The following is a 23,771-nucleotide window of genomic DNA, read 5'->3' as shown; positions in this document are numbered from 1 at the left end:
TGACTAGGATGTCAGGTCTTTTCTCTTATTATTTTACACCTACTGCATCATAAGCTTTCGTTACAGCTTGTACAGCTTTAGAGTTTTTACCATATAAATCTTCAGCTGACTGAAGAGCAGCTTGACGCATCATTTTGAAGTCAGAGTTTGCAGTTAAATATTTCGTAAGAGCACGGTAGTAAATTTTTTCTGTCGCTTCACGGCCCACTCCAGTTACTTTCACGCCGTAATGATCTCCGCCTTCAGATACTAAATATGCAGCTTTATTGTTAATACTGCTGTTAATATGAACACCGCCATTATCAGCTGTTCCAGTATAACGTTTACTATAGTGATCTGGGTAACCTTCACTTGGTTTTAATGGATTTGGAATAGACGCTGGGTCTTTAAGAGAGCGAAGTGCATCACCAGGTTTATCAGGTGTATAAATATCAGCACCTAAATCCCAGCTCTTCTTCTCAACCATAACACCCATAATATCAGATAACGATTCATTTAACGCCCCTGACTCATTTTTGTAAACAAGGTTTGCTGTATGTTCAGTTACAGCATGCGTTAATTCGTGACCGATAACATCAAGTCCAGCAGATAATGGAATGAACGTTTTTCCATCGCCATCACCGTACATCATTTGCACACCATTCCAAGCTGCGTTATTCCAGCTCTCCCCTACGTGAACAGTTGAAATAAGCTTCGCACCTTTATCATCGAAAGAGTTACGATTAAATGTCTTTTTGTAGTAATCATATACTTTTCCTGCATTTACATGCGCATCAACTGCAGCTTTATCTTCGAAGAACTTAGATTTACTTTCAACTTCTTCTCCTGTATATCCAAGCCATTGTGAGAATAAATTAAACCAGTTCTCGTCCATATTTTCTGCATCAAATGTATGAACACCTTGTCCTCGTTTACCATCAAACAAGTTGAATTGTCCTGTTTTCGTATCTTGAGCAATTTCAAATGATTGTCTAGCACCTAATACTCCGTAACCAAATCCAGTAATGTTATCTACAGCGTTATATTTCTCAATAACATTTCCATTCGTTGCATCAACAAAATAATGCCAATACCCTGGAGCTGGTTTTGAAATCGATGCCTTAACTAAGTATGCAAGGTAGTAATTACCGTCTTTTTCATATACAAATAAATCTTTTTTCACACCATCATAACTCTTTACTTTACCAATTTCTTTCTCAATATCTGCCTTTGCAATTGTTTCTGCTTGTTCCGCACTAATGCTTGCAGATGCAGGAATATTTTTATCATCTAAATTCGGAATAACTTGTCCGAAGAATGCTTTTACATTGTTCTCTTTATCAAGTGTAACAGTTTGATCAGAACCGTACACAGGGATGTTATTATGTTTCTCAACTAGCTTCACATGTGTCGTATCAGATTCAGCGTCTTTTTCTTCTCCAACGATATTAAAATGCTTTTCAATATTTCCTGCTAATTTAAACATATCTTTCTTACTCTCTAAGTATTGAAAGACCGTCTCTTTTTTATCTAATCCTTCCGGTGCTTTCCACTCTTCACCTATGTATGCAGGTGTTTTAAATTCTTGATGATATTGAATTTTTTGTTCTTCCGCTTTCGTTGTCGTTGCCCCAAACGCTCCAAATCCCCCGGCGATAACAGTTAACGCTAATGCTGATGAAATGACTTGCTTTTTCACTATAACATTCCCCATTCCCATAAAGATTTTTGACACTTTTATACAATTCTGATTTTTACAGCTCATACCTCTACCAAAAATTTGAGAAACATTTTTCAGACAATTCCAATCGAAAAAAGAGGACATCCTATCGGATGTCCTCTTTTTTTACGCATTTTATTGTTTTTTCAATTCAATTACTAAATAGTGTGATTGCTCTTTCGCTTGAATGTGAATATCTTCTTCTACAGATTCTGCTGCATCCCGCATAACAAACGTTTCACCATTTATTACACTGCTTCCTTCAATTTGTACAAGGTACAATTGACGGCGTTCTTTCACTGGAAAATGAATTTCTTTTCCAGCCTCTAATGATAAAGAATATAAATTCGCATCTTGGTGAATTTGAATTGGTGCATTTCCTTCTACTGAAGACACCATATGGAACCATTCATTTTCACGCTTGCTCCAATCAAATTTAAACTCACCATAGTTTGGTTTATGATCTGCACGGTCTGGTAAAATCCAAATTTGTAATAAACGCAGCGTTTCATCGCCTAAATTATGTTCGCTATGAAATACACCCGTACCAGCACTCATATATTGAACATGTCCACGCTCAATCGTTCCACGATTTCCCATGCTGTCTTCATGTGTTAAAGCACCATCTACAACGTAAGAAATAATCTCCATATCACGATGTGGATGCATATCAAAACCAGTTTGCGCCGCTACTAGATCATCATTAATAACACGTAACGCTCCAAAGTTCATATTATTTGGATTATAGTAATTGGCAAAAGAAAAATGAAAATGTGTATTTAACCAACCATGATTTGCTCTGCCCATATTTTTATGATCAACTTTTCTAAACATATCCTTCACCTCATACTATCTCGAATTCGAGATTTATTTTAAAATTTTTTCTTACTGTAACTTTTTTAATAGTTTTAATAATTGCTTTTGTTCCTCTATATTTAAATTATGAAACTTCTCTGCTTGGAACGTTTCTTGAGGTGGGACGATTTCCTCATATAAAGCTCTTCCCTTTTCCGTTAAAGAAATATATTTCGTAGTACCCTCTTGTTCACGCAAAATCCACTCAAGCTGCTCCATTTTATTTAAAAGCTGCGTTACATTTCCTTTCGTAACAAATAGCTTATTTCCAAGTTCTTGCTGCGTTAAACGATCATGTCCTCCAACTTGAGCTAACACATCAAACTGGGCGGCAGATACATTCCATTTTTTCAAGTGCTGATTCGTCTCACGAATACTCTTATTATAAAAACTTGACAAACGAAACCATAATAGTAGCCCTAGTCTATCTTCTGTTTTCATTTCATCACCTCGCTCGTTTCATATCATTAGTTTAGAACTAAACTAAATAAAAGTCAAATACTTATTTTTTATAAGCACTAAGAAAGCACAGCGCTATTTCTCCACTATGCTTTACATTAACTTTCTATTCTTATACTCATCCAATTTCCTCTCCGCGAACTTCCTCGCATCTTTTTCAATCCACCGCTCTTCGTACCGTTCACTTCCCACATACAATATATCCCTCTTATGCTGCATCGCATGGCGGAATTCATGCAGTAGTGTTTTGAGAACTTGCTCATACTCTTCCCACATACAAACGAAAATTAATTGTTTTTCTTTATGATAAAAACCACCTACTGGGAATAGAAACTCTTCTTCCTCTTCCCCTAATGATAGAAGCACATCATTTGCATCACACGTATCACAAAAAATAACGGGCGTTTTACATACTTCAATAAGAGAAAACAAATCCTCTCTCAACTTTTTGACATCCCAAGGAAGCTCCGAATCCAACACATACCAATTCTCTACCTGTTGATATACATTTTGAAACTGGAGTTCCATTTCTCTTTATTCCCCTTTCCAAGCACCCTTTTTCTATATGTATGCCACAATATGGTAAATATTAAACGTATTCTTTCATCCTTGAAAAAATGCCAATAAAAAAGGAATCTACGTCGACATAGATTCCTTTTCTGTAATCACTTTTTTTTCATCATTTTTTTTAATACAAAATAACCAATTGCACAAACAATAGCAGCAAGTGCAAAGTATTTCACATATGGCCCCGCAACTTTATTAATACTTTCCCACTCTGTTCCTAATTTAAAACCTAAATATACAAACACAATTGACCACGGAATAACAGCTAATGTAGTTAGCGTAATAAACTTAGCATGTGACATTTTCGCAATACCCGCTGGTATCGAAATAGCATGACGCACAACCGGAATAAAACGTGCGGTAAAGATAACGCCAGTTCCATAACGATTAAACCAATCTTCAGCATAATCAATATGTTTCTTCTGAATTAAAATATATTTTCCATATCGCTCAAGAACAGGTCTTCCTCCATATCGACCAATCCAATAAATGAATAGTTGTGCAATTACACCACCAATTGTACCGAACGCGACAGCGCCCCAAAATGTAATGCTTCCTGTCGATACTAAATAACCTGCATAAGACAATACGATTTCACTTGGAATAACCTCTAGCATTAATCCAAGCATAATTCCCCAATAACCAAGTCCTTCTAAAAAAACTAAAACCGAATGAATCAACTCTCCTAACATCATGTACCTCTCTTTACTGTTTTCATTACAAAAATGAAAGTACAAGCAGGAAATATCTTGTACTTTTATTTTTTAAAATTTAGTTTAGTTAGTCTTCGTATCCCACTTAAAGATTTTATTTAAGAATTTATATACATTCTTCGACTCTTTTGTCAAAAGTGGGCCTAAAATGGATAGTATAAGCACGTATAGTGCTGAGAATGGTTTCAGTACTGACATTAAACCACCGGCGATACCGATATTAGCCATAATGATGGAGAACTCTCCTCTTGAAACGATTGTTAATCCGATATTTGTTGATGCTTTATGAGATAATCCAGCTTGTCTTCCTGCAATCATTCCTGCTACAAAGTTACCGATTATCGTAAGAAGGACAGCACCTAACGTTAACCATATCGCTCCGCCTAATGAGAACGGATCAATACTTAACCCGAAGCTGAAGAAGAAAATAGCTCCGAAAAAGTCTCTAAATGGAACAACAAGATGTTCAATTCGGTCACTATGCTCTGTCTCAGAGAAAACTAATCCTAGAAGAAGTGCTCCAATTGCTTCTGCAACGTGAATTGTTTCTGAAAAACCAGCAATGAAGAATAAAGAAGCAAATACTACAATAATAAAGATTTCATCTGAGCTAATATTGAGCAATTTATTTAATAACGGCGTAGCCTTTCTAGCTACTATAAAGAATAGAAGCATATATCCTAAAGCAATTCCAATTGAAGTAAGGGCACCTAAGAAGGAAGCGTGATCCCCTAGTACTAAACCAGAAACAACTGATAGGTATACAGCAAGGAATATATCTTCAAACATAATAATTCCTAAAATTAATTCGGTTTCATTATTACCAGTTCTTCTTAAGTCCACTAACACTTTAGCAACGATAGCGCTAGAAGAAATCGTAATAATACCCGCAATAATTAAGATTTCTAGTAATGGGAATCCCATTATAAATCCGTATAACAAACCAAGTGAAAAGTTAATTAAAATATAAATTGTTCCGCCAATCGCAATAGAGCGTCCAGATTTAATTAGTTTTTTCATTGAAAATTCTAATCCTAGATAGAATAGAAGGAATAGAACCCCAATCCGTCCAAGGAAGGAAATTACACTTGCACTTTCAATAAATTTGAGATCGATAACACCTATTGTCGGTGCATGCGGTCCTACTAACATTCCAAGAACGATTAGAAAAGGAATTACTGAGAATTTAAATTTCCCAGCAATTACTGCTGCAATTGCCACTAAAACTAAAGCTGTACCAACTTCAAAAATTAACGTATCCATCTAATCAGTCCCCCTATTTGAAAGTAATTCATTAATGATTTTTTTAATTTCTTCTCTCTCACCTGAAACTACAAGCATATCTCCTTCTTCAATTACTGTTTCTGGTCCTGGATTAAATAACTTCTTCATGTTCTTCTTCATAACCGCGATTATTGTTACGCTATATGTTTTTCTTATTTCAAGATCGCCAATTGTTTTTCCGATTGCTGGAGCTGTATTCTCCACTTTGAACCACTCAATCGCTAAACCTTCAAAAACCATCTCAACATTTTCTAACGCCCTAGGCTTATATACCATTCCACCTAATATTGCAGCGATTTGTCTCGCCTCTGAGTCACGTAGTGAAATACTTGAGATGCTTTCTTCATGATCTGAATCAAAATGATACATTTCTCTACGACCATCATCATGAATGACAATTACCATCTTTTCGTTACCTTTCGTAACGATTTGAAATTTATAACCAATACCTGGAAGTTCACTTTCTCTAATATTCATTTTTAGCTCCTCCATAACTTATTTATTTTAATTTTCTGTTTTTCTGTCTTTTATTCATCCAATCAACTTTAGAAATTCTAACCACTCAGGATATTTGTGATTTGGAAATCTTTTATTGTAATAATAAGTGGACCCTAAAATGATACTTAAAGATGTAATGATAAAAAATATATTACTTCTCATTTTCAAACTCTCAAGGCTTACTTTCCATAAAGAATTTTCTTTCAAATTATCCCCACCTTCTCGCTTTAAATTTAGTTTTTTAAAATGTAAATAATTCTAAAAATATTATGATGTAACATAATCATAACACAAAAATGATTTAAGTAACATAATTTTTTAGAAAAATTGATTCTCGTATATTTTTTGCATATAATTTTCTTATTACGAAAAAAAGGAAGTGTATTATATGGTTGATATCTTTAGCAGATTCCTTGAGGTAACGAATAATATTTTATGGTCATATATTCTTATTGCAATGCTAATCGGCTTCGGTCTTTACTTCTCTTTTAAATTAAAATTTGTCCAAATTACTCATTTCAGTGAGATGGTCAGCTTAATTAGTAAAGGGTTTAATCGAAAAGAAAAAAAGAAAGATAGCATCTCACCATTCCAAGCATTTTGCTTAAGTGCAGCAGCACGTATCGGTATCGGAAACTTAGCTGGTGTAGCATTAGCAATTTCAATGGGTGGACCTGGCGCAATATTTTGGATGTGGTTTATCGCAATTATCGGAGCAGCTACTAGTTTTGTAGAATGTACACTTGCGCAAATTTATAAAGTAAAAGATGGAAGTAGGTTCCGTGGTGGACCAGCATATTACATGGAAAAAGGGTTAAACAAACGCTGGATGGGCGTCTGGTTTTCACTTCTTATTACAGTTGCGTACGGATTAATTTTCAATTCAGTGCAAGCAAATACAGTAACAATAGCGTTTGAAAATGCTTTTGGACTAGAGCGAACAATCGTAGGAGCTCTATTAGCCTTATTAGTTGCAGTTATTATTTTCGGTGGTATTAAGAGCATTTCACGTATTACGGAAATGATTGTTCCTCCAATGGCAATCATTTATATTGGTGTGGCTATTTTTGTTGTTATTAACAACTTTACTATGTTACCAAGCATTTTTATGGAAATATTTAATGGTGCATTCGGTTTAGACCAAGCCATTGCTGGTGGTATTGGAGCAGCAATCAAGTTCGGAATTCAGCGCGGTTTATTCGCAACAGAAGCAGGTATGGGTAGCTCTCCTAACGCAGCCGCAACATCAGATGTATCTCACCCTGTCAAACAAGGACTTGTTCAAGCATTAGGTGTTTTCGTAGACACGTTCTTAGTATGTACATCAACAGCATTTATCGTATTATGCTCTGGACTTTACAAAGGAACAAATTTACAAGGTATTGAATTAACACAAAGTGCATTAAGTTCACAAATCGGACCATGGGCAAGCACTTTCTTAGCGATTATTATTTTCCTATTCGCGTTCAGTTCTTTACTAGGAAACTACTATTATGGTGAAACAAACATCGCATTCATTAAAGAAAGCAAAACTTGGTTAATGATTTATCGCGTTGCCGTTGTCGGAATGGTATTCTTCGGATCAATCGCTGCCCTTCAGACTGTTTGGAGCTTAGCTGATTTATTCATGGGACTAATGGTATTCACAAACTTAATTGCCATCTCATTCCTAAGCAAGTTCGCCTACGCAGCATTAGTAGACTATATGAAGCAAAAGAAACAAGGAAAAGATCCTGTTTTCGTTGCAAGCTCTATCCCTGGCTTACAAAATACAGAGTGCTGGGATGGACAGGATGTAGAAGAAAATAAAAAAGCTGTATAACAGTTAGAAGCGCTTCAAGCTCTCGACCTTGAAGCGCTTTTTGCTTGGAGCTCCTGACGAAGAGGCGTTCTTTGCCTCACAGGAAGGCGCGAAATGACTGACTGGTCTAGTCACCGGAGCTGGATATCACTAAAAGCACAAGCGGCTCGTTTAGAACAAGAGCCATATCTCAAACAAAGGCCCTATTACTTCACCGTAATAGGGCCTTTTATTTACAACAGTTCATAATTTGTTCAAATTAATTCCAGCAAAAGGGTTGATTTATAGAGATTACTAGATTATAATTATTATAAATTAGTAATTGATATCACATAACAACTCAAAAGGAGATTGATCATAATGAACAAACAAGTAATCGAAGTATTAAACAAACAAGTAGCAGACTGGAGCGTTTTATTCACAAAACTTCACAACTTCCATTGGTACGTAAAAGGACCTCAATTCTTCACATTACACGAGAAATTCGAAGAACTTTACACAGAATCAGCTACTCACATCGATGAAATTGCAGAACGCATTTTAGCAATTGGCGGCAAACCAGTAGCAACAATGAAAGAATACTTAGAACTATCTTCTATTCAAGAAGCAGCATACGGAGAAACTGCAGAAGGGATGGTCGAAGCAATCATGAAAGACTACGAAATGATGCTAGTCGAACTGAAAAAAGGCATGAAAATCGCTCAAGACTCTGACGATGAAATGACATCTGACCTACTACTAGGCATCTACACAGAACTAGAAAAACACGCTTGGATGCTACGTGCGTTCTTGAATCAATAATAGACTTTAAAGCGGAAGCGGCTCGTTCAGAACAGGAGGGTGTTGGAACTCCTGATTACGAGGCGCTTTTTGCCTCGAATGAAGGAGTGAAACAACCGACTGTTCTAGCCGCTGGAGCTGGATATTACTTAAAAGCGGAGGTAGCTCGTTCAGAATGTGAGGGGGATGGAGCTTTTGACGTAGAGGCGCTCTGTGCCTCGCAGGAAAAAGCGAAGCCACCGAGCATTCTAGCTACCGGAGCTGGATATCATTAAAAGCGGAAGCGGCTCGTTTAGAGTCGCTTTTTATGTAATGGTCGCACTTAACGGTACACGAAATTATATCAACGATTTTTCAAATATATCGATCATAACTCGCAATATATCAACAATTTTTTCATTATATCGATCATTACCCGCAATATATCAACGATTTGACAAAGGATATCAATTTGCCGACAAATCACGACAATATCAGCGCCCCTCTCCCCTACTTTTATCAATATATTACAATCTCATCTATGTTAAAATATAGGAAACACCCTTTAGCTTCTCCAAATTCATCATTTACTACTTAAATGACGGGAGTGGTTCAGTTGAAAGACTACTTAATTAGAGCATTTTTTGCGTTAATAACAGTTGGGATTCTCTTACTTATAGCTAATATTTTCAATATACGCGTCGAGGTTAAGGACTATGCTTTCCTCGTTGTCGTAGCAATTGGTGGCGGCTGGGGTGGCTGGTACCTGTATAAAAAACAAAGCAATCAAAATGATAAAGGCATTCCAAAGTAATATGGAATGCCTCTTTTATTGCCTTCTGTAATAAATAATGAAATTCAGACCACTAATACAACCAATCGCAATAAACATACAAAACGATTGTGGATCTCCACCTAGATTATAATCATCAACGATAAATCCGGAAATAAACAACGTTATCGCTGAAACACCGATACACAATACCGAGATAAACCAAAGCGAAAATTCATTAATCAACTCTTTCTTCTGTCTCAAAACAATTAGCATAACAAGAATAGACGCTGCTAAAATACTTTTAAAAACCGGACGTAAATATACGAACTCCTCCATCTATTTCTCCTTTCCCCAAAACATTACATCTAAACATTAACATATTAAACTAAATTAAAAACACATGCCATCTTAAATTAAAACGACATGTGTTTCCGTATTCGCTATGATAGTTGCTTCCACTTCGTTCCCAAAACAGGACGCTCATAATTTTGGATTGCATGAATTAGTTTATCTGCTGTCTCAGCTGAAACGATCAATTCTTTATTTGATGGATTCATAAATCCTTCTTCTGCTGCACGTTCAACCATTTGCAGAATTGGTCCGTAGAAATCTTTTATGTTCAATAAACCAACTGGCTTATTATGTATACCAATTTGTGACCAACATACTGCTTCAAATAGCTCTTCAAACGTTCCATATCCGCCTGGCAGTGCAATAAAAGCATCCGCAAGCTCTGCCATTTTCGCTTTACGTTCATGCATCGTTTCTACTTCAATTAATTCTGTTAATCCTGTATGAACGATTTCTCCTCGGAATAGACCGCGCGGCATAACACCTGTTACACGGCCACCTAAGCGAAGAACTTCGTTTGCTACTTCTCCCATTAATCCGACGCATGAACCACCATATACAAGCTCATAGTCATTTTCAACAAACATTTTACCTAATTCAATCGCCTGCTCTTTGAACTCTGGTCTCTCCCCTAAGTTGGAACCTGCAAACACACAAATCTTTCTCATCCTTACACCCCAAAACTATATATTGTTATGATACAATGAACATTGTACAACATATTGAGGGGATGAGAAAGAAATGGATATCGTCGCATTTCAAAGATGGGTGGAGGAATTTTACGAAAAACGAAGCTGGTCACAGTATAATGCTTTTATTCGGTTAAATTTCTTAACAGAGGAAGTTGGGGAAGTTTCACGCGTTGTTCGCGCAATTGAAATCGGTCGTGATCGTCCTGATGAAGACGCGAAAACAGAAGAAGAGCTAAAACAAGAACTAAAAGAAGAACTTGGTGATGTACTGTCTAACCTTATTATTCTTTCACAAAAATATGATTTAGACCTGCAAGACATTATGGACGCACACGTCACAAAGCTTTCTAAAAGGTTCGAGACATCCAAATGAGAATATTATCAATTATGGTATAATATTCTTGTCACAATACTAAGGGGGATTTTATGTTATCAAAAAAATTGCACGACGCACTAAACGATCAAATGAACTTTGAATTTTACTCTGCCCACGCTTATATGGCGATGGCTGCTTACTGTACAGCGGAGAGCTATGATGGATTCGCTAACTTTTTCCTTGTACAAGCTGAAGAAGAGCGTTTCCACGCAATGAAGCTTTACAACTATATTAATGACCGCGGTGAGCGTGCTATTATTACTGGATTTGATAATCCGAATAACGAATATGAATCTGTACTGAACGCTTTTGAAGTAGCACTTGAGCACGAGCGTGAAGTAACAAAACGTATTTACAACCTATCTGATATCGCTTGGGATGAGCGTGAACACGCAACAATTACATTCTTAAAATGGTTCGTCGATGAGCAAGTAGAAGAAGAAGCTTCATTCGATAGCATCATCCAAAAATTAAAACGTATTACAAGCGATTCAAACGCATTATTTATGCTAGATGCTGAATTAGAGAAACGTACATTTACGCCTCCAGCTGAGTAGTATTTCAATCACCTTAATGAATGGATTAAGGTGATTTTTTATTTTCTCTCTAGCTTAAAATCACCTTAAATCTTCTCGTTTTTGACATAGCACTAGTTTTAAAATGGTACTATTTTCAATATAAAACAATATACGAGGAGAGAGAAAATGAATCAACGTGTAGAATTTGTTGATGCAATTCGTGGTTTCGCTTTGTTTGGCATTTTACTTGTTAATATGACATTAATTCAATTCAGTTTCTTTGCTCATGAAAAAACAACCTATATATTTGGAGAACTCGATAAAGTTGCTAATTGGTTTATTCAATTTTTCGGCACACATAATTTTATCTCCCTATTCTCTTTTTTATTTGGCCTTAGCATTATTTTGCTGCAAAAAAGTATTATTGCAAAAGGAAAAAAATTCTTCCCTACATACATAAGACGTATTGTCATTCTTTTACTACTAGGCTATATTCACAGCACTTTTGTTTGGGAAGGCGATATTTTATTTGCTTACGGAATTGTCGGGATTTTCTTAATGCTGTTCATCAATCGAAAGCCAAAAACGTTGCTCATCTGGGCAACTATTCTACTCGCACTTATTACGCTTATGTCTTATCAAACTGATTCATCTACAAATATAAATGATTTTGCCCCTTATACAGACAAAGAACATAAGGTCCATGAAACAGGAAGCTATATGGATCATATCAACTTTAGGTTAACTGAAAACCCTTTTGATTATATAGGTATTGACGGTTTCCTCGGAGTATTTATCATATCAATTTTCACATTAATTTTTATGTCTCCACTCTTCTTACTCGGCATATACGTGGGAAAAAAGGGATGGCTATTTGAGATTAATAAACATATACCTGCTGTCAAAAAAATATGGTTTGTCACTGGCCTCTTCTCTTTTACAATTAAAATCTTAGCTATGTTTGTAAAACATCCAATTCTAATCATGTTACAAGATGCTCTTACACCAGTAACCATGACCTTCTTTTACGGAAGCACGATTATTTTATTATTCCATTATAAAAAAGCGACTCGTCTCCTAACATACATGGCGAACATGGGGAAAATGTCAGTTAGTAATTACTTAGCTCAATCAATTATTGCAACAACAATTTTTTACGCATATGGATTTGGCCTATACGGAAAAATTGGCTATTTCTTCGGCATTCTTTTAACCATTGGAATTTACACGATTCAACTAGTTGTTAGCACTTACTGGCTACAGAAATACCGAATGGGGCCTATTGAATATATATGGAGGCTTGGAACTTATTTGGAGAAACCACGTTTTAAAAGAAACTTAGATAAAGCAAGCTAAACCAAAAAAAGCAATGAGCCCATACGCTCATTGCTTTTCTTATTCTTAAAGCATAACCCCAACGATAATCGCTGATAATATACTTACTAATGTTGCACCGTATACAAGTTTTAAACCGAATGATGATACAACGTTTGCTTGTTTGCCATCGATACTCTTCGTTGCACCTGCGATAATTCCGATAGATGAGAAGTTCGCAAATGATACAAGGAAGATAGATAAAATACCTACTGTACGAGCTGATAAATCGCCAGCTACTTTTCCAAGGTCAAGCATTGCAACGAATTCGTTTGTTACTAATTTCGTTGCCATAATTTGTCCTGCTGTTAGCATCTCTGATGTTGGAATACCCATTACGAATGCTAATGGTGAGAAGATGTATCCTAAAATGCTTTGGAATGTGATTCCGAAAATTGAATCAAATACACCGTTAATTGCAGTAATTAATGCTACAAAACCGATTAACATCGCCGCTACTGTTACAGCGATTGAGAAACCAAGCATAATATATTCGCCTAACATTTCAAAGAATGTTTGTTTCTTGTCTTCTTGTAATTCTAAAATATCGTCTTCTTCTTTTACTTCATATGGATTAATGATATGAACGATAATGAATCCACTGAATAAGTTTAATACAAGTGCTGTTACTACATATTTTGGATCAATCATTTTCATATAAGAACCGACGATTGACATCGATACTGTAGACATTGAAGATGCACAAAGTGTGTATAAACGATTTTTCGGTAATTTGCTTAGTTGATCTTTTACTGTAATGAATACTTCCCCTTGACCAACGATTGCAGCTGCTACCGCATTATATGATTCTAGTTTTCCTAAACCGTTAACTTTACTTAATAGGAAACCGACTGCACGAATGATAATCGGTAAAACTTTAATATGTTGCAGAATCCCGATTAATACTGCTAAGAAAATAATCGGTAATAATACTGTTAAGAAGAATGGTGCTTGTCCATCGTTTGCTAGACCACCAAATACGAAATTAACCCCAGCTTCCGCAAATTTTAAAATAGCGCCAAATCCATCCGCGATCCCTTTTACTAATACAAATCCGACCTTTGTATTTAGTAAGAAATACGCAAGTACCAATTGAATGACAAGCATAAGTGCAATTGGTTTATATTTAATTTTCTTACGATCTGAACTGATAAGGAAACCTAGTACAAACACTACAAGTAAACCGACTAGAAACATTACGAACTTCATATGTGAATCCTCCACTTCTCCCACGAGTTATTGGTCGTATAACGTATAACGAATGACGTCTGACCATTGTTGTTAAAAAAATTTAAAACCCCTAAAACTATTCAACTGTCATCTAAAATCAGTAAGCGTTTACATAAATTGCAATTTATAAAAGGTAGCTTCTTCTCTCCTACCATAATTGAAAGTCTGAAATTGATACCACCCACAAATCAAATTGTAAGCGTTATCTAGATGAAATGCAATATAAATTTTAAAAGATTTTTATATGTTAATATATTCCTAATTAATTGGTTTTTTCATGCAAATTTACCATAAAAATAGCCCTAGCTATGAGCTAGGACCATCCTTTTTTCCCCCGATTGGTGAGGGTTAATAATGAGCGGAGGATAAATCCACCCCACTGATTAAAGTTTCACTTTATAACATAACACCAACGATAATCGCTGATAGAATACTTACTAATGTCGCACCGTACACAAGGCGTAGACCGAATGATGATACTACATTTGATTGATTTTCATCGATACCTTTCGTTGCACCTGCGATAATTCCGATTGATGAGAAGTTCGCAAATGATACAAGGAATACAGAAAGGATACCAACTGTACGAGCTGATAAATCACCAGCTACTTTTCCAAGATCAAGCATCGCAACAAATTCGTTTGATACTAATTTCGTTGCCATAATTTGTCCCGCTGTTACCATCTCGGCTTGCGGGATACCCATTACGAATGCTAATGGGGAGAAAATATATCCTAAAATAGCTTGGAATGTAATACCGAACATTGAATCAAATAAGCTATTAATTGCTGTAATTAATGCTACGAAACCAAGTAACATAGCTGCTACTGTAATCGCAATCGTGAAACCAAGCATAATGTACTCGCTCAGCATTTCAAAAAATGATTGTTTTTTCTTATTTTCTAATTTCAGTGTATCTTCTTCTTCTGTAATATCGTACGGGTTAATAATATGAATGATAATGAAACCACTAAATAAATTTAATACAAGTGCTGTTACTACATATTTCGGTTCGATCATTTTCATATAAGAACCAACGATTGACATCGACACTGTCGACATAGAAGATGCACATAATGTATATAAACGATGTTTTGGGATTTTACTTAATTGATCTTTTACTGTAATAAATACTTCTGCTTGTCCAACAATGGCAGCTGCTACTGCGTTATATGATTCCAGTTTCCCTAGACCATTTACTTTACTTAACAACGTACCAATAGCACGAATAAATACAGGTAAAATTTTAAAGTGTTGCAGAATTCCGATTAAAACGGCAAAGAATACGATTGGTAATAACGCTGTTAAGAAGAATGAAACCTCTCCTTTATTAACAAGACCACCAAATACGAAAACGATTCCAGCTTCCGCATATCCAAGAAGTGCGCCAAATCCATCTGAAATTCCTTTTACTAAAATATAACCAACTTGCGTATTTAATAAGAAATAAGATAATACTAGCTGAATAATAAGCATAATTGCGATTGGTTTATACTTAATCTTCTTTCGATCGGCACTTATAAGAAAACCGAGTACAAATACAACAAGTAATCCTACAAGGAACATAACAAACTTCATTAATAAAATCCTCCATTTAACTCTTCATTAACGTTTAACGTCTGACCATTCGAAACAAGAAATAATCCGAACTTTCCATTTCTCCTCCAAAACCTTCTATCAGATAGGAAAAATCATAAAACCTCTTATTTCAAAGGCATTTTCCATTCTAACATAAATCACAATTCATATCCGCACTTTTCATAAAAAAATTACATTTTATTATGAAACGACCATTAATGTTCGTCTTTTACTTCTAATAAATAACTGGATAAAACAAAAAAATGAGCATCAAGTTTCACTTGATGCTCACCTCATTATACTGCTTTTTCTTTATCAGCTACTTGCTCTTCCCAGCACTCTGTATTTTTCAGACCTGGAATAGAACTTGCGTAGAAGACTGGATCTTTTCCTTGTTTCTTCTGCTTAATATAGTCTGATAACGCTGCGAAAGCGTACTTAGAAAGGAATACGATTGCAACTAAGTTAATAACAGCCATAATTCCCATAAATAAATCTGCTAAATCCCAAACGATTTGAATTGTTGCTACAGAACCTAACATAACCATACCAAGTACAGCAATGCGATATGCATTTAATAGCACTTTACTTCCATTTAAGAACTCAATATTCGTTTCACCATAGTAGTAGTTTCCTACTAATGAACTAAATGCAAACAAGAAGATCGCAACTGCTACAAATATAGAAGCCCATGGACCGATATGTTGACTTAACGCCTGCTGCGTTAATTGAATTCCATTTAAATCAGCTGCATTATGCACATCTGATAAAAGAATAATAAATGCTGTACAACTACAAATTAATAATGTATCAGTAAATACCCCTAAGGTTTGGATGAAACCTTGTTTAACTGGGTGCGTTACGTTTGCAGTCGCTGCTGCGTTCGGCGCACTACCCATACCTGCTTCATTTGAGAATAATCCGCGTTTTACCCCTAATAAAATCGCAGCTCCTAATCCTCCGCCTACTACTTCTTTAATTCCGAAAGCATGTAAGAAAATTTCCTTAAATACATATGGAATTGACGTAATGTTTGTTACAACAACGAATAATGCCACTGCTACATAAATGATCGCCATTACTGGAACAATCATTTCAACCGCGCGAGCAATTCGTTTTACTCCGCCGAAAATAATAACTGCAAGTAAACCAGCCATTACAAGACCTACTAATCTACTATCTGTTTTGAATGCTCCATCAAAAGCAGCTGCTACAGTATTAGATTGCACAGCGTTAAAAATCAATCCGAAACTTACTGTTATTAATACAGAGAAAATAGCCCCAAGCCAGCGTTTATTTAAACCCTTTTCCATATAATACGCTGGACCACCACGGAACGTATTCCCATCTTTCACTTTATAAATTTGCGCTAATGTGCTCTCTACAAATGCAGAAGCACCCCCAATTACCGCGATTAACCACATCCAAAATACCGCTCCTGGTCCACCTGCTGAAATTGCAATAGCTACACCAGCTAAGTTACCAGTACCTACTCGAGAAGCTGTACTCATACAAAATGCTTGGAATGAAGATACACCGCTCTTCTCTTTTTGCGCCTTCCTCGTTTTCGAGCTTGCCCCATCCCCAAGCAATCGAATCATTTCACCGAAGTAACGAACTTGGACAAATTTCACACGAAATGAAAAATAGAGTCCTAACCCAATTAACATCGCAATAATGATATATGACCAAAGGACATTATTCACATCCCCAATTACCTTAGCTAAAAAATCCATAATTGCATTGCCCCCTCTTCCTAACAATAAGAAAATTATATTCTAAAAACTCTTAGTAATCAAGAACTTTATGTTAGGTTTTCTAACATGAGTAAGTTAACTCATTTAACATAAGTGTTTTTTACGTGAAATTATAACTAGTACGCGCATTTATCCAATACTAAATCACTCATCCTATGCGACCAGTCATAGCTTTAAGACAGGAGGTCCCCTACAAATAACATGAGAAATGAACAAACAAAAATTATATTAATAATTACCCCTCACCCTTTTCATCATTTACTACAACAAAAAAGGCGAGCATCGAATTCACCTCGATGCTCGCCTTTTCATTTACACTGCTTTTTCTTTATTCGTTACCGCTGACTTATCCCAACACTCTGTATTCGTTAAACCAGGAATAGAATCTGCACTGAAGACTGGATCTTTTCCTTGTTTCTTTTGCCTTACATAGTCTGCCAATGCCGCATACGCAAATCGACCAAGAAGTGTAATGGCAATTAAGTTCGTGATTACCATTAGACCCATAAATAAGTCTGCCATATTCCATACAACTTGAAGCGTCGCAACAGAACCGAATAATACCATTCCAACTACCGCAATACGGTAAATCGTTAACCACGTTTTACTTTGCTTAATAAATTCAATATTCGTTTCACCATAATAGTAGTTTCCTAGAAGTGAACTGAAAGCGAATAAGAAAATAATAATCGCTAAGAAACTGCTCGCCCATGGGCCAATTTGTGAGCTTAATGCATTTTGCGTTAACTCAATACCTTCTAAATTCGTTGCTTTATATGCACCAGAACATAGTACGATAAATGCTGTTGATGTACATACTAAGAATGTATCTACTAATACGCCAATTGTTTGAATAAAACCTTGTTTTGCTGGATGCGTTACATCAGCTGTTGCTGCCGCATTCGGAGCACTCCCCATACCTGCTTCGTTTGCAAATAATCCGCGCTGAATACCGTATTTCATCGCAGCACCGATACCGCCACCTACAGCTGAATCTAAACCGAATGCACCTTTAAAGATTTCCGTAAACACATCTGGTATTAAATAGAAGTTTTTAATAACAACAAAAATAGCTACCGCAATATAAATAAGCGCCATTGGCGGAACAATCATTTCCGACATACGTGCAATACTTTTTACACCACCAAAAATAATAACCGCAACTAATGCAGCTAATACAATACCAACAATATAACGCTCTAAACCAAATGCATTTTCAAATGCTAATGTTACTGTATTCGCTTGTACTGAGTTAAAAATTAAACCGTAACTAATTGTAATAAGGATAGAAAACCAAATTCCCATCCAACGTTTATTTAAACCTTTTTCCATATAATAAGCAGGACCACCACGGAAGCCACTACCATCTTTTATTTTATAAATTTGGGCCAGCGTACTTTCTACAAAACTTGAAGAAGCCCCGATAATCGCAATAACCCACATCCAAAATACCGCGCCAGGTCCTCCCATAGATATAGCTAACGCTACACCAGCTAAGTTACCGATACCAATACGAGCTGCTGAACTCATACAAAACGCTTGGAAAGAAGATACACTACCTTTTTTACGCGTCTTTCCAGTTAATCCATCACTCATTAGTCGAACCATTTCCCCTAAATGAGTAATTTGTACGAATTTCAATTTAATAGAAAAATAAAGACCTAAACCAATTAACATCGCAATAAGAATATATGACCAAAGAATTGTATTCGTTGATGAAACAAATTGCTCTAAAATATTCATACAATTAACCCCTCCTTTTCTCCATAAAACGAATTATATTTAAAAAACATTCAAAAATCAACATTTTTCGACAATTTGCAATTTCCAAATATTAGCCAGGCTCGCAGTAACAATATCTTTATGACTGCCCTCCCTCTAACTGTGCATACTAAAACAAAAAATAAATTCACAAACAACCCCATTGACAAAAATAACAACCTGTAACTATAATTATTACAACGGGTTGTAACAAACCTAATTACAATACATTCATTCACTTTCAGATATACACTTTAACAAAACACTTTGGAGGGATTTATTATGAAAATCGGAATTATCGGAGCAACTGGTAAAGCAGGAAGTCGTATTTTAAAAGAAGCATTAGATCGCGGACATGAAGTAACTGCAATCGTAAGAAACGCTGCAAAAATTACAGAAGACAATGTAAAAGTTTTAGAGAAAGATGTATTCTCTCTTACATCTAACGACCTGCAGGCATTTGACGTAGTTGTAAATGCATTCGGTGCTCCAGCAGGCGAAGAACACCTTCACGTAGATGCAGGAAACGTACTTATTGAAGCTATGAAAGGTGCACCAAATACAAAATTACTTGTAGTTGGAGGCGCTGGAAGCTTATTTGTAGACGAAGAGAAAACAACACGTGTATTTGAGACACCAGGTTTCCCAAAAGAATACCTTGCAACAGCTCAAAACCAAGGTGAAAACTTAGAAATCTTACAACAAACAAATGATATCACTTGGACATTCATCAGCCCTTCTGCACTATTCGCATTAGGAAAACGTACTGGTTCTTATAAAACTGGTAAAGACAACCTTCTTGTGAACGCAAAAGGTGATAGCTACGTAAGTTACGAAGACTTCGCAGTTGCAGCACTTGATGAAATTGAAAACCCAAAACATGTAAACGAACGCTTCACAGTTGTTTCTGAAGCTGAATAATAAAAAAATCTCGTAAAACATAATGTTTTACGAGATTTTTTTATTATTACACTTGTTCTAAACCATTTGGAGTAATCTTAAAGGAAATTTCTTTAAACTTTTTCTTATCTCCTTTTCCAACGAACTCACTATTTTTGTACCAGCTTAAACGATCTGATTCAGCATGATACACTTTTACTACATCACCATACTCGAACATCATACCATTTACTTGTTCTGCAAAATTCTTTGAAGTCTCTTGCCCTTCTGCTGTTACATGCTTTTTCTCAGTTCCGTTTTGATCATATAACGTAATTCCCATATATAATTCATTGTTAAAGTAACTATGAATTTTTTCATTTGTAGACGTTACATGTAGTTTCTTATCATCATGATTTAACGTTACAATAGAACGAACAACATTACTAAGCCCTTGATATACAATGCTATCTCCATATGTTACTTCTACTGGTACTTCTGTCAATTTCTTATTCCCAAAGCGATCTTTCGTTTCTACTTTTACTTTTTGTTCACCAATTTTTGTTGTATTCGGTTTTTCTACAAAACCAATTACTTCTCCGTCTTTTACTTGAACAAAGTTTTTTGCATCTAATTTATCAGCGTTTGTTCCGATTACTACTTTTTGTGGTACTGCTGTGACTTCTTGCTGCGCTTCGATTCTCTCGAAACCTTTTTCTGTTAATTTAAAGTACAACTCTTGTTTCCCTTTACCGTTACTTATAAACTCATTCTTTTGATACCACTTCAATCGATCTGATTCTGCATGATATACCTTAATAACATCACCATATGCGAAGTCTACACCATTTAACTGTTCTGCAAAGTTTTTCGAACTCTCTTGCCCTTCTACCGAAATGACTTTCTTTTCATTTCCATTTTGATCGTATAGCGTGATTCCCATATATTTTTCATTCTCAAAACGATAATGAACTTTAGAATCCGTAAATGTTGCCTGTAACTTTTTCGCATTATGATCCGTAGTTACGACAGAACGCGTATTATTACCATCACCTTGGAAGACTAAACTATCACCATAAATTACTTCCAATGGCACTTCTGTCACTTTCTTATTCCCAAAGCGATCTTTCGTTTCTACTTTTACTTTTTGTTCGCCAATCTTTGTTGTATCCGGTTTTTCTACAAATCCAACTACTTCTCCATCTTTCACCTGAACAAAGTTTTTCGCTTCTAATTTTTCAGCGTCTGTTCCGACTACTACTTTTTGTGGTACTGCTGTGACTTCTTGTAAACCATCGATTAATTCATATCCTTGCGGGGTAATTTTAAATAATTTTTCTTTTTTGTTTTTAGCTTCGCCTTGGTCTACACGTTTATTGTCATCATACCATTCCAAATATTGAGGCTGGATATGGTATACCTTAACAATGTCTCCATACTCAAATGACATTCCATCTAACTCTGTCACAAAATTCTTTAATCCTTGATGCCCTTCTGCAGAAACACTCTTCTTTTCATTTCCGTTTGCATCGTAGATTGTAACACTTATATATTTTTGATCTCGATAATTATGATTCAATATGTTCCTTACTAATGTCGTATTAAATTTCTTATCCTCATGACGTAACGTTAACACAGCGTTGGTATTCCAATATGTTTTAAATGCCATACTATCCCCATACACAACGTTAACCGATACAGGAATTGCATTTACATTTCCTTCTGCATCTACAATTTCTACATTCACTGTTTGTTTTCCGTTTTCTTGTTTAGGCCATACTATTTTCCCTGTCGTTTTTACACTTTCCCCTAGATTTGTTACAAGTTCACTTGCCTTTTTCTCATCAAATTCTGTACCTATTAAAATATCTGGCACTATATTAACAGCTTCACCATAAGGAACTTTGTACGCTTCAACTTGTTTTTCACGAATCGGATTACTATCTCTCGATAACCATATTTCATTTTTCGGTTCAGGTAATTGTAGTTTATTTACTTTTTCTACCGTATCCGCCTCTGCATGTAATCCCCATCTTGCAAAGTAAGAAATTAAATTTTGCCCTGCCGCTTTTGAAGCCATATATATAAACGTTTGTTTTTTCTCTCTATCTGAAATAGTTCCATCAATTTCTAACACAGGAAACTCTTTATCTGATAGCACTCTATACATTTGATGAAGCCTTGGATAAAACTGATCTCCATAAACTAACTGTAACTGCCAGAACATAATAACTGGGTCTGATTTATCAAAATCTTTTTTCTCATCTGGTTGATTCAAATATGCAAACGCCTTTTCATAACGTCCATCTATTTCCATTCTTGATTTATTTCCAAGAGCCGTTTGCACAGCTAGACTATAAATGTTAACTGTAGTTTCTCCCATACCTGTCCACTGCCAAGGTGCCTGCTGATGCAAGTGACCAACTTCATGCCACGGTCCCCACCCATTCTTTGTAAGTTCTTCTGTATTCAGCACTTTATCCATAGCATCTGGGACATAACCAGTATGATAGTGCTCAGCAAACATGTGATCGTTTCCTTTCGGGATTCTTTTTTCAACAAACTGCACATAATGGCTTGGAGACTTTGCAACTCCAATGCCATCTTCAGATAGACCTGCCACTGCGTTCTCCATTCTAATAATCTTATCATGCAATTTCATTAACTCTACTGGGTCTGTATCTCCCATATGATTTTTCACAGCATCATAACTCGCAGTAACTAAACTCCTTTCTCCCCTTAATTCTACTGCGTAAGGATCTTTGTACTTTTTCAGCATTTCATCCCAATCTTTTTTCGTATGTTTCCCTAGTATAAATAATGGGAAATGACTACCACCTTTTTCAACTTTTGCAGTTACCTCGCCGCTATCATTTAAATTATAAAAATATAAGATTCCGCCATTAGAGGACTTAATTACATTTTTACCTGGTTTCAAATCAAACTCTTTAAAACCTTCTACATCATAAGATCTCGTTCCGATAAAAGCTTTAATAGACTCTTTCCCTTGTATTTCAATCGCAATTTCTTCATTAGGTTTTGCATAAATTCCAGTTGGTTCATTAGCAGATAAATTCCATTTCTGTTTTAAGCGTTCTCTCTCTTCTTCCACATTTCCTTTCCCCGGCAACTGAAATACCCTTTGCTCAAACTTATTCTCTTGAACCTCTTCTAAACTCCCGCCCTTATTCTCTTCCAAAGGTGCGGCATATCCTTTCGATGCTTCGAAAGCTACTGGTGATAATAATGTAGATATACATATACCAGCTACTAATACCCTACTCGTCTTTTTCTTCGACATAATCTGTGTCCCCCTGTTCCTTTATTTAGAGAAACTATCCTATATATCCATTTAATAAAAAATCCTATTATTTTTATAAAAACATTTAATGAATAGACTAACACCTCGCGCACCTGTATCAATTACTACCGCATTTCCCTCCATGTATTCGCTTTCTTACATTGTAAAATTTTTATGTAATATGCCCTCCTCACTTCTCTCTATTTGTGATGAGTTCTCTTCGTACATAAAAAGAGAATAGTAAAAGATATACTTTAGTATTGTCATCTATACATCTAAAAATAAAAATAGCAATAGAATCTTACATTTTCTTCATATATGACCATCTATAGGTAGTTTTTCCAACTGAATTGTACACGCTTTACACTTTGTTTGATAGCCTTCCCAATCAGAACAATGTTACAATTTTGTGAATTTAATCTATCGATCGTAATGTTAAGATTTTATTATATTTTGTTATTTTTAAATAGTTTTTATACTATTAAAACAGTGCTTTATATAGTAAATGATTATTTCGATATAACTTTAAATTTCATAGATAAAA

At 35.6% G+C, this 23,771-nt stretch carries 22 protein-coding genes; 8 read left to right on the top strand and 14 right to left on the bottom strand.

The features are described from left to right. Positions 1-28: 28 nt before the first annotated feature. The 7 genes from nprB to ACS2QP_RS11595 form a co-directional block, all read right to left on the bottom strand. Complete coding sequence (gene nprB / locus ACS2QP_RS11625; RefSeq protein WP_326263280.1) at positions 29-1,678, bottom strand: neutral protease NprB; 1,650 nt, start codon at positions 1,676-1,678, stop codon at positions 29-31. 156 nt (positions 1,679-1,834) lie between these two features. Beyond that, the gene (locus ACS2QP_RS11620; RefSeq protein ID WP_332284793.1) at positions 1,835-2,533 is read right to left on the bottom strand and encodes a pirin family protein; all 699 of its coding nucleotides are present in this window, start codon (positions 2,531-2,533) and stop codon (positions 1,835-1,837) included. 51 nt (positions 2,534-2,584) lie between these two features. Beyond that, on the bottom strand, positions 2,585-2,995 hold the full coding sequence (locus ACS2QP_RS11615; protein WP_438882446.1) for a MarR family winged helix-turn-helix transcriptional regulator: 411 nt from the start codon (positions 2,993-2,995) through the stop codon (positions 2,585-2,587). 111 nt (positions 2,996-3,106) lie between these two features. After that, a complete protein-coding gene (locus tag ACS2QP_RS11610; RefSeq protein ID WP_088350853.1) occupies positions 3,107-3,541 on the bottom strand; it encodes a DUF3920 family protein in 435 nt (144 codons plus the stop codon). 137 nt (positions 3,542-3,678) lie between these two features. Then, a complete protein-coding gene (locus tag ACS2QP_RS11605) occupies positions 3,679-4,272 on the bottom strand; it encodes a DedA family protein (protein ID WP_000900214.1) in 594 nt (197 codons plus the stop codon). 84 nt (positions 4,273-4,356) lie between these two features. Further along, on the bottom strand, positions 4,357-5,556 hold the full coding sequence (locus ACS2QP_RS11600; RefSeq protein ID WP_000380223.1) for a cation:proton antiporter: 1,200 nt from the start codon (positions 5,554-5,556) through the stop codon (positions 4,357-4,359). Next, positions 5,557-6,054: a cation:proton antiporter regulatory subunit gene (locus ACS2QP_RS11595; RefSeq protein WP_001026076.1), complete on the bottom strand. Its 498-nt coding sequence runs from the start codon at positions 6,052-6,054 to the stop codon at positions 5,557-5,559. A 409-nt stretch (positions 6,055-6,463) separates the two neighbouring features. Here ACS2QP_RS11595 and ACS2QP_RS11590 point away from each other — a divergent pair, with 409 nt between their 5' ends. From ACS2QP_RS11590 to ACS2QP_RS11575, 4 genes are all read left to right on the top strand, one after another. Next, on the top strand, positions 6,464-7,897 hold the full coding sequence (locus ACS2QP_RS11590; protein WP_438882445.1) for an alanine/glycine:cation symporter family protein: 1,434 nt from the start codon (positions 6,464-6,466) through the stop codon (positions 7,895-7,897). 339 nt (positions 7,898-8,236) lie between these two features. Then, the gene (locus ACS2QP_RS11585; protein WP_332284795.1) at positions 8,237-8,677 is read left to right on the top strand and encodes a Dps family protein; all 441 of its coding nucleotides are present in this window, start codon (positions 8,237-8,239) and stop codon (positions 8,675-8,677) included. After that, positions 8,647-8,931, top strand: coding sequence for a hypothetical protein (locus tag ACS2QP_RS11580; RefSeq protein ID WP_332284796.1), 285 nt, complete (start codon positions 8,647-8,649; stop codon positions 8,929-8,931). Before ACS2QP_RS11585 ends, ACS2QP_RS11580 begins: the two co-directional genes overlap by 31 nt. 320 nt (positions 8,932-9,251) lie before the next feature. Then, entirely contained in the window at positions 9,252-9,449 is a 198-nt protein-coding gene (locus tag ACS2QP_RS11575) for a hypothetical protein (protein ID WP_000656312.1), read from the top strand. A 15-nt stretch (positions 9,450-9,464) separates the two neighbouring features. On the opposite strand, the gene ACS2QP_RS11570 is transcribed toward ACS2QP_RS11575, so the two are convergent. Then, a complete protein-coding gene (locus tag ACS2QP_RS11570; RefSeq protein WP_153582587.1) occupies positions 9,465-9,746 on the bottom strand; it encodes a hypothetical protein in 282 nt (93 codons plus the stop codon). 104 nt (positions 9,747-9,850) lie between these two features. After that, entirely contained in the window at positions 9,851-10,414 is a 564-nt protein-coding gene (locus tag ACS2QP_RS11565; RefSeq protein ID WP_262724485.1) for a TIGR00730 family Rossman fold protein, read from the bottom strand. A gap of 88 nt (positions 10,415-10,502) precedes the next feature. Here ACS2QP_RS11565 and ACS2QP_RS11560 point away from each other — a divergent pair, with 88 nt between their 5' ends. The 3 genes from ACS2QP_RS11560 (at position 10,503) to ACS2QP_RS11550 (ending at position 12,703) form a co-directional block, all read left to right on the top strand. Then, the gene (locus ACS2QP_RS11560; protein WP_000355748.1) at positions 10,503-10,826 is read left to right on the top strand and encodes a MazG nucleotide pyrophosphohydrolase domain-containing protein; all 324 of its coding nucleotides are present in this window, start codon (positions 10,503-10,505) and stop codon (positions 10,824-10,826) included. Between the two features lie 53 nt (positions 10,827-10,879). Further along, the gene (locus ACS2QP_RS11555) at positions 10,880-11,386 is read left to right on the top strand and encodes a ferritin (protein ID WP_000949392.1); all 507 of its coding nucleotides are present in this window, start codon (positions 10,880-10,882) and stop codon (positions 11,384-11,386) included. Between the two features lie 147 nt (positions 11,387-11,533). Next, a complete protein-coding gene (locus ACS2QP_RS11550; RefSeq protein ID WP_438882444.1) occupies positions 11,534-12,703 on the top strand; it encodes a DUF418 domain-containing protein in 1,170 nt (389 codons plus the stop codon). Positions 12,704-12,748: 45 nt separating this feature from the next. Here the strand turns inward: ACS2QP_RS11550 and ACS2QP_RS11545 are convergent, their stop codons facing one another. From ACS2QP_RS11545 to ACS2QP_RS11530, 4 genes are all read right to left on the bottom strand, one after another. Beyond that, a complete protein-coding gene (locus ACS2QP_RS11545; protein ID WP_438882443.1) occupies positions 12,749-13,930 on the bottom strand; it encodes a NupC/NupG family nucleoside CNT transporter in 1,182 nt (393 codons plus the stop codon). 417 nt (positions 13,931-14,347) lie between these two features. Further along, positions 14,348-15,529, bottom strand: coding sequence for a NupC/NupG family nucleoside CNT transporter (locus ACS2QP_RS11540; RefSeq protein WP_088350862.1), 1,182 nt, complete (start codon positions 15,527-15,529; stop codon positions 14,348-14,350). 296 nt (positions 15,530-15,825) lie between these two features. Continuing rightward, positions 15,826-17,265, bottom strand: coding sequence for an alanine/glycine:cation symporter family protein (locus ACS2QP_RS11535; protein WP_438882442.1), 1,440 nt, complete (start codon positions 17,263-17,265; stop codon positions 15,826-15,828). A 333-nt stretch (positions 17,266-17,598) separates the two neighbouring features. After that, a complete protein-coding gene (locus ACS2QP_RS11530; protein ID WP_438882441.1) occupies positions 17,599-19,029 on the bottom strand; it encodes an alanine/glycine:cation symporter family protein in 1,431 nt (476 codons plus the stop codon). Between the two features lie 300 nt (positions 19,030-19,329). On the opposite strand from ACS2QP_RS11530, the gene ACS2QP_RS11525 reads away from it, so the two are divergent. After that, entirely contained in the window at positions 19,330-19,968 is a 639-nt protein-coding gene (locus tag ACS2QP_RS11525; protein WP_000689879.1) for an NAD(P)-dependent oxidoreductase, read from the top strand. A 46-nt stretch (positions 19,969-20,014) separates the two neighbouring features. Here ACS2QP_RS11525 and ACS2QP_RS11520 read toward each other — a convergent pair whose 3' ends face one another. After that, positions 20,015-23,227 carry a putative mucin/carbohydrate-binding domain-containing protein gene (locus ACS2QP_RS11520; RefSeq protein WP_438882440.1) on the bottom strand — a complete coding sequence of 1,071 codons (3,213 nt, stop codon included), beginning with the start codon at positions 23,225-23,227 and terminating at the stop codon, positions 20,015-20,017. Between the last annotated feature and the right edge of the window lie 544 nt (positions 23,228-23,771).

The sequence above is a fragment of the Bacillus cereus group sp. Bce019 genome (genome assembly GCF_051781745.1).
In the GTDB taxonomy this organism is placed as follows: Bacteria; Bacillota; Bacilli; order Bacillales; family Bacillaceae_G; genus Bacillus_A; species Bacillus_A cereus.
The sequence above is the reverse complement of the archived record's forward strand: the minus strand, read 5'-3'. Positions and strand labels throughout refer to the sequence as shown.

Coding starts and splice junctions, on each gene's coding strand:
- ACS2QP_RS11555 (WP_000949392.1), top strand. CDS start 10,880: ATGTTATCAAAAAAATTGCACGACGCACTAAACGATCAAATGAACTTT.
- ACS2QP_RS11545 (WP_438882443.1), bottom strand. CDS start 13,930: ATGAAGTTCGTAATGTTTCTAGTCGGTTTACTTGTAGTGTTTGTACTA.
- ACS2QP_RS11570 (WP_153582587.1), bottom strand. CDS start 9,746: ATGGAGGAGTTCGTATATTTACGTCCGGTTTTTAAAAGTATTTTAGCA.
- ACS2QP_RS11585 (WP_332284795.1), top strand. CDS start 8,237: ATGAACAAACAAGTAATCGAAGTATTAAACAAACAAGTAGCAGACTGG.
- ACS2QP_RS11610 (WP_088350853.1), bottom strand. CDS start 3,541: ATGGAACTCCAGTTTCAAAATGTATATCAACAGGTAGAGAATTGGTAT.
- ACS2QP_RS11590 (WP_438882445.1), top strand. CDS start 6,464: ATGGTTGATATCTTTAGCAGATTCCTTGAGGTAACGAATAATATTTTA.
- ACS2QP_RS11535 (WP_438882442.1), bottom strand. CDS start 17,265: ATGGATTTTTTAGCTAAGGTAATTGGGGATGTGAATAATGTCCTTTGG.
- ACS2QP_RS11560 (WP_000355748.1), top strand. CDS start 10,503: ATGGATATCGTCGCATTTCAAAGATGGGTGGAGGAATTTTACGAAAAA.
- ACS2QP_RS11530 (WP_438882441.1), bottom strand. CDS start 19,029: ATGAATATTTTAGAGCAATTTGTTTCATCAACGAATACAATTCTTTGG.
- ACS2QP_RS11595 (WP_001026076.1), bottom strand. CDS start 6,054: ATGAATATTAGAGAAAGTGAACTTCCAGGTATTGGTTATAAATTTCAA.
- ACS2QP_RS11620 (WP_332284793.1), bottom strand. CDS start 2,533: ATGTTTAGAAAAGTTGATCATAAAAATATGGGCAGAGCAAATCATGGT.
- ACS2QP_RS11520 (WP_438882440.1), bottom strand. CDS start 23,227: ATGTCGAAGAAAAAGACGAGTAGGGTATTAGTAGCTGGTATATGTATA.
- ACS2QP_RS11605 (WP_000900214.1), bottom strand. CDS start 4,272: ATGTTAGGAGAGTTGATTCATTCGGTTTTAGTTTTTTTAGAAGGACTT.
- ACS2QP_RS11600 (WP_000380223.1), bottom strand. CDS start 5,556: ATGGATACGTTAATTTTTGAAGTTGGTACAGCTTTAGTTTTAGTGGCA.
- ACS2QP_RS11615 (WP_438882446.1), bottom strand. CDS start 2,995: ATGAAAACAGAAGATAGACTAGGGCTACTATTATGGTTTCGTTTGTCA.
- ACS2QP_RS11550 (WP_438882444.1), top strand. CDS start 11,534: ATGAATCAACGTGTAGAATTTGTTGATGCAATTCGTGGTTTCGCTTTG.
- ACS2QP_RS11540 (WP_088350862.1), bottom strand. CDS start 15,529: ATGAAGTTTGTTATGTTCCTTGTAGGATTACTTGTTGTATTTGTACTC.
- ACS2QP_RS11525 (WP_000689879.1), top strand. CDS start 19,330: ATGAAAATCGGAATTATCGGAGCAACTGGTAAAGCAGGAAGTCGTATT.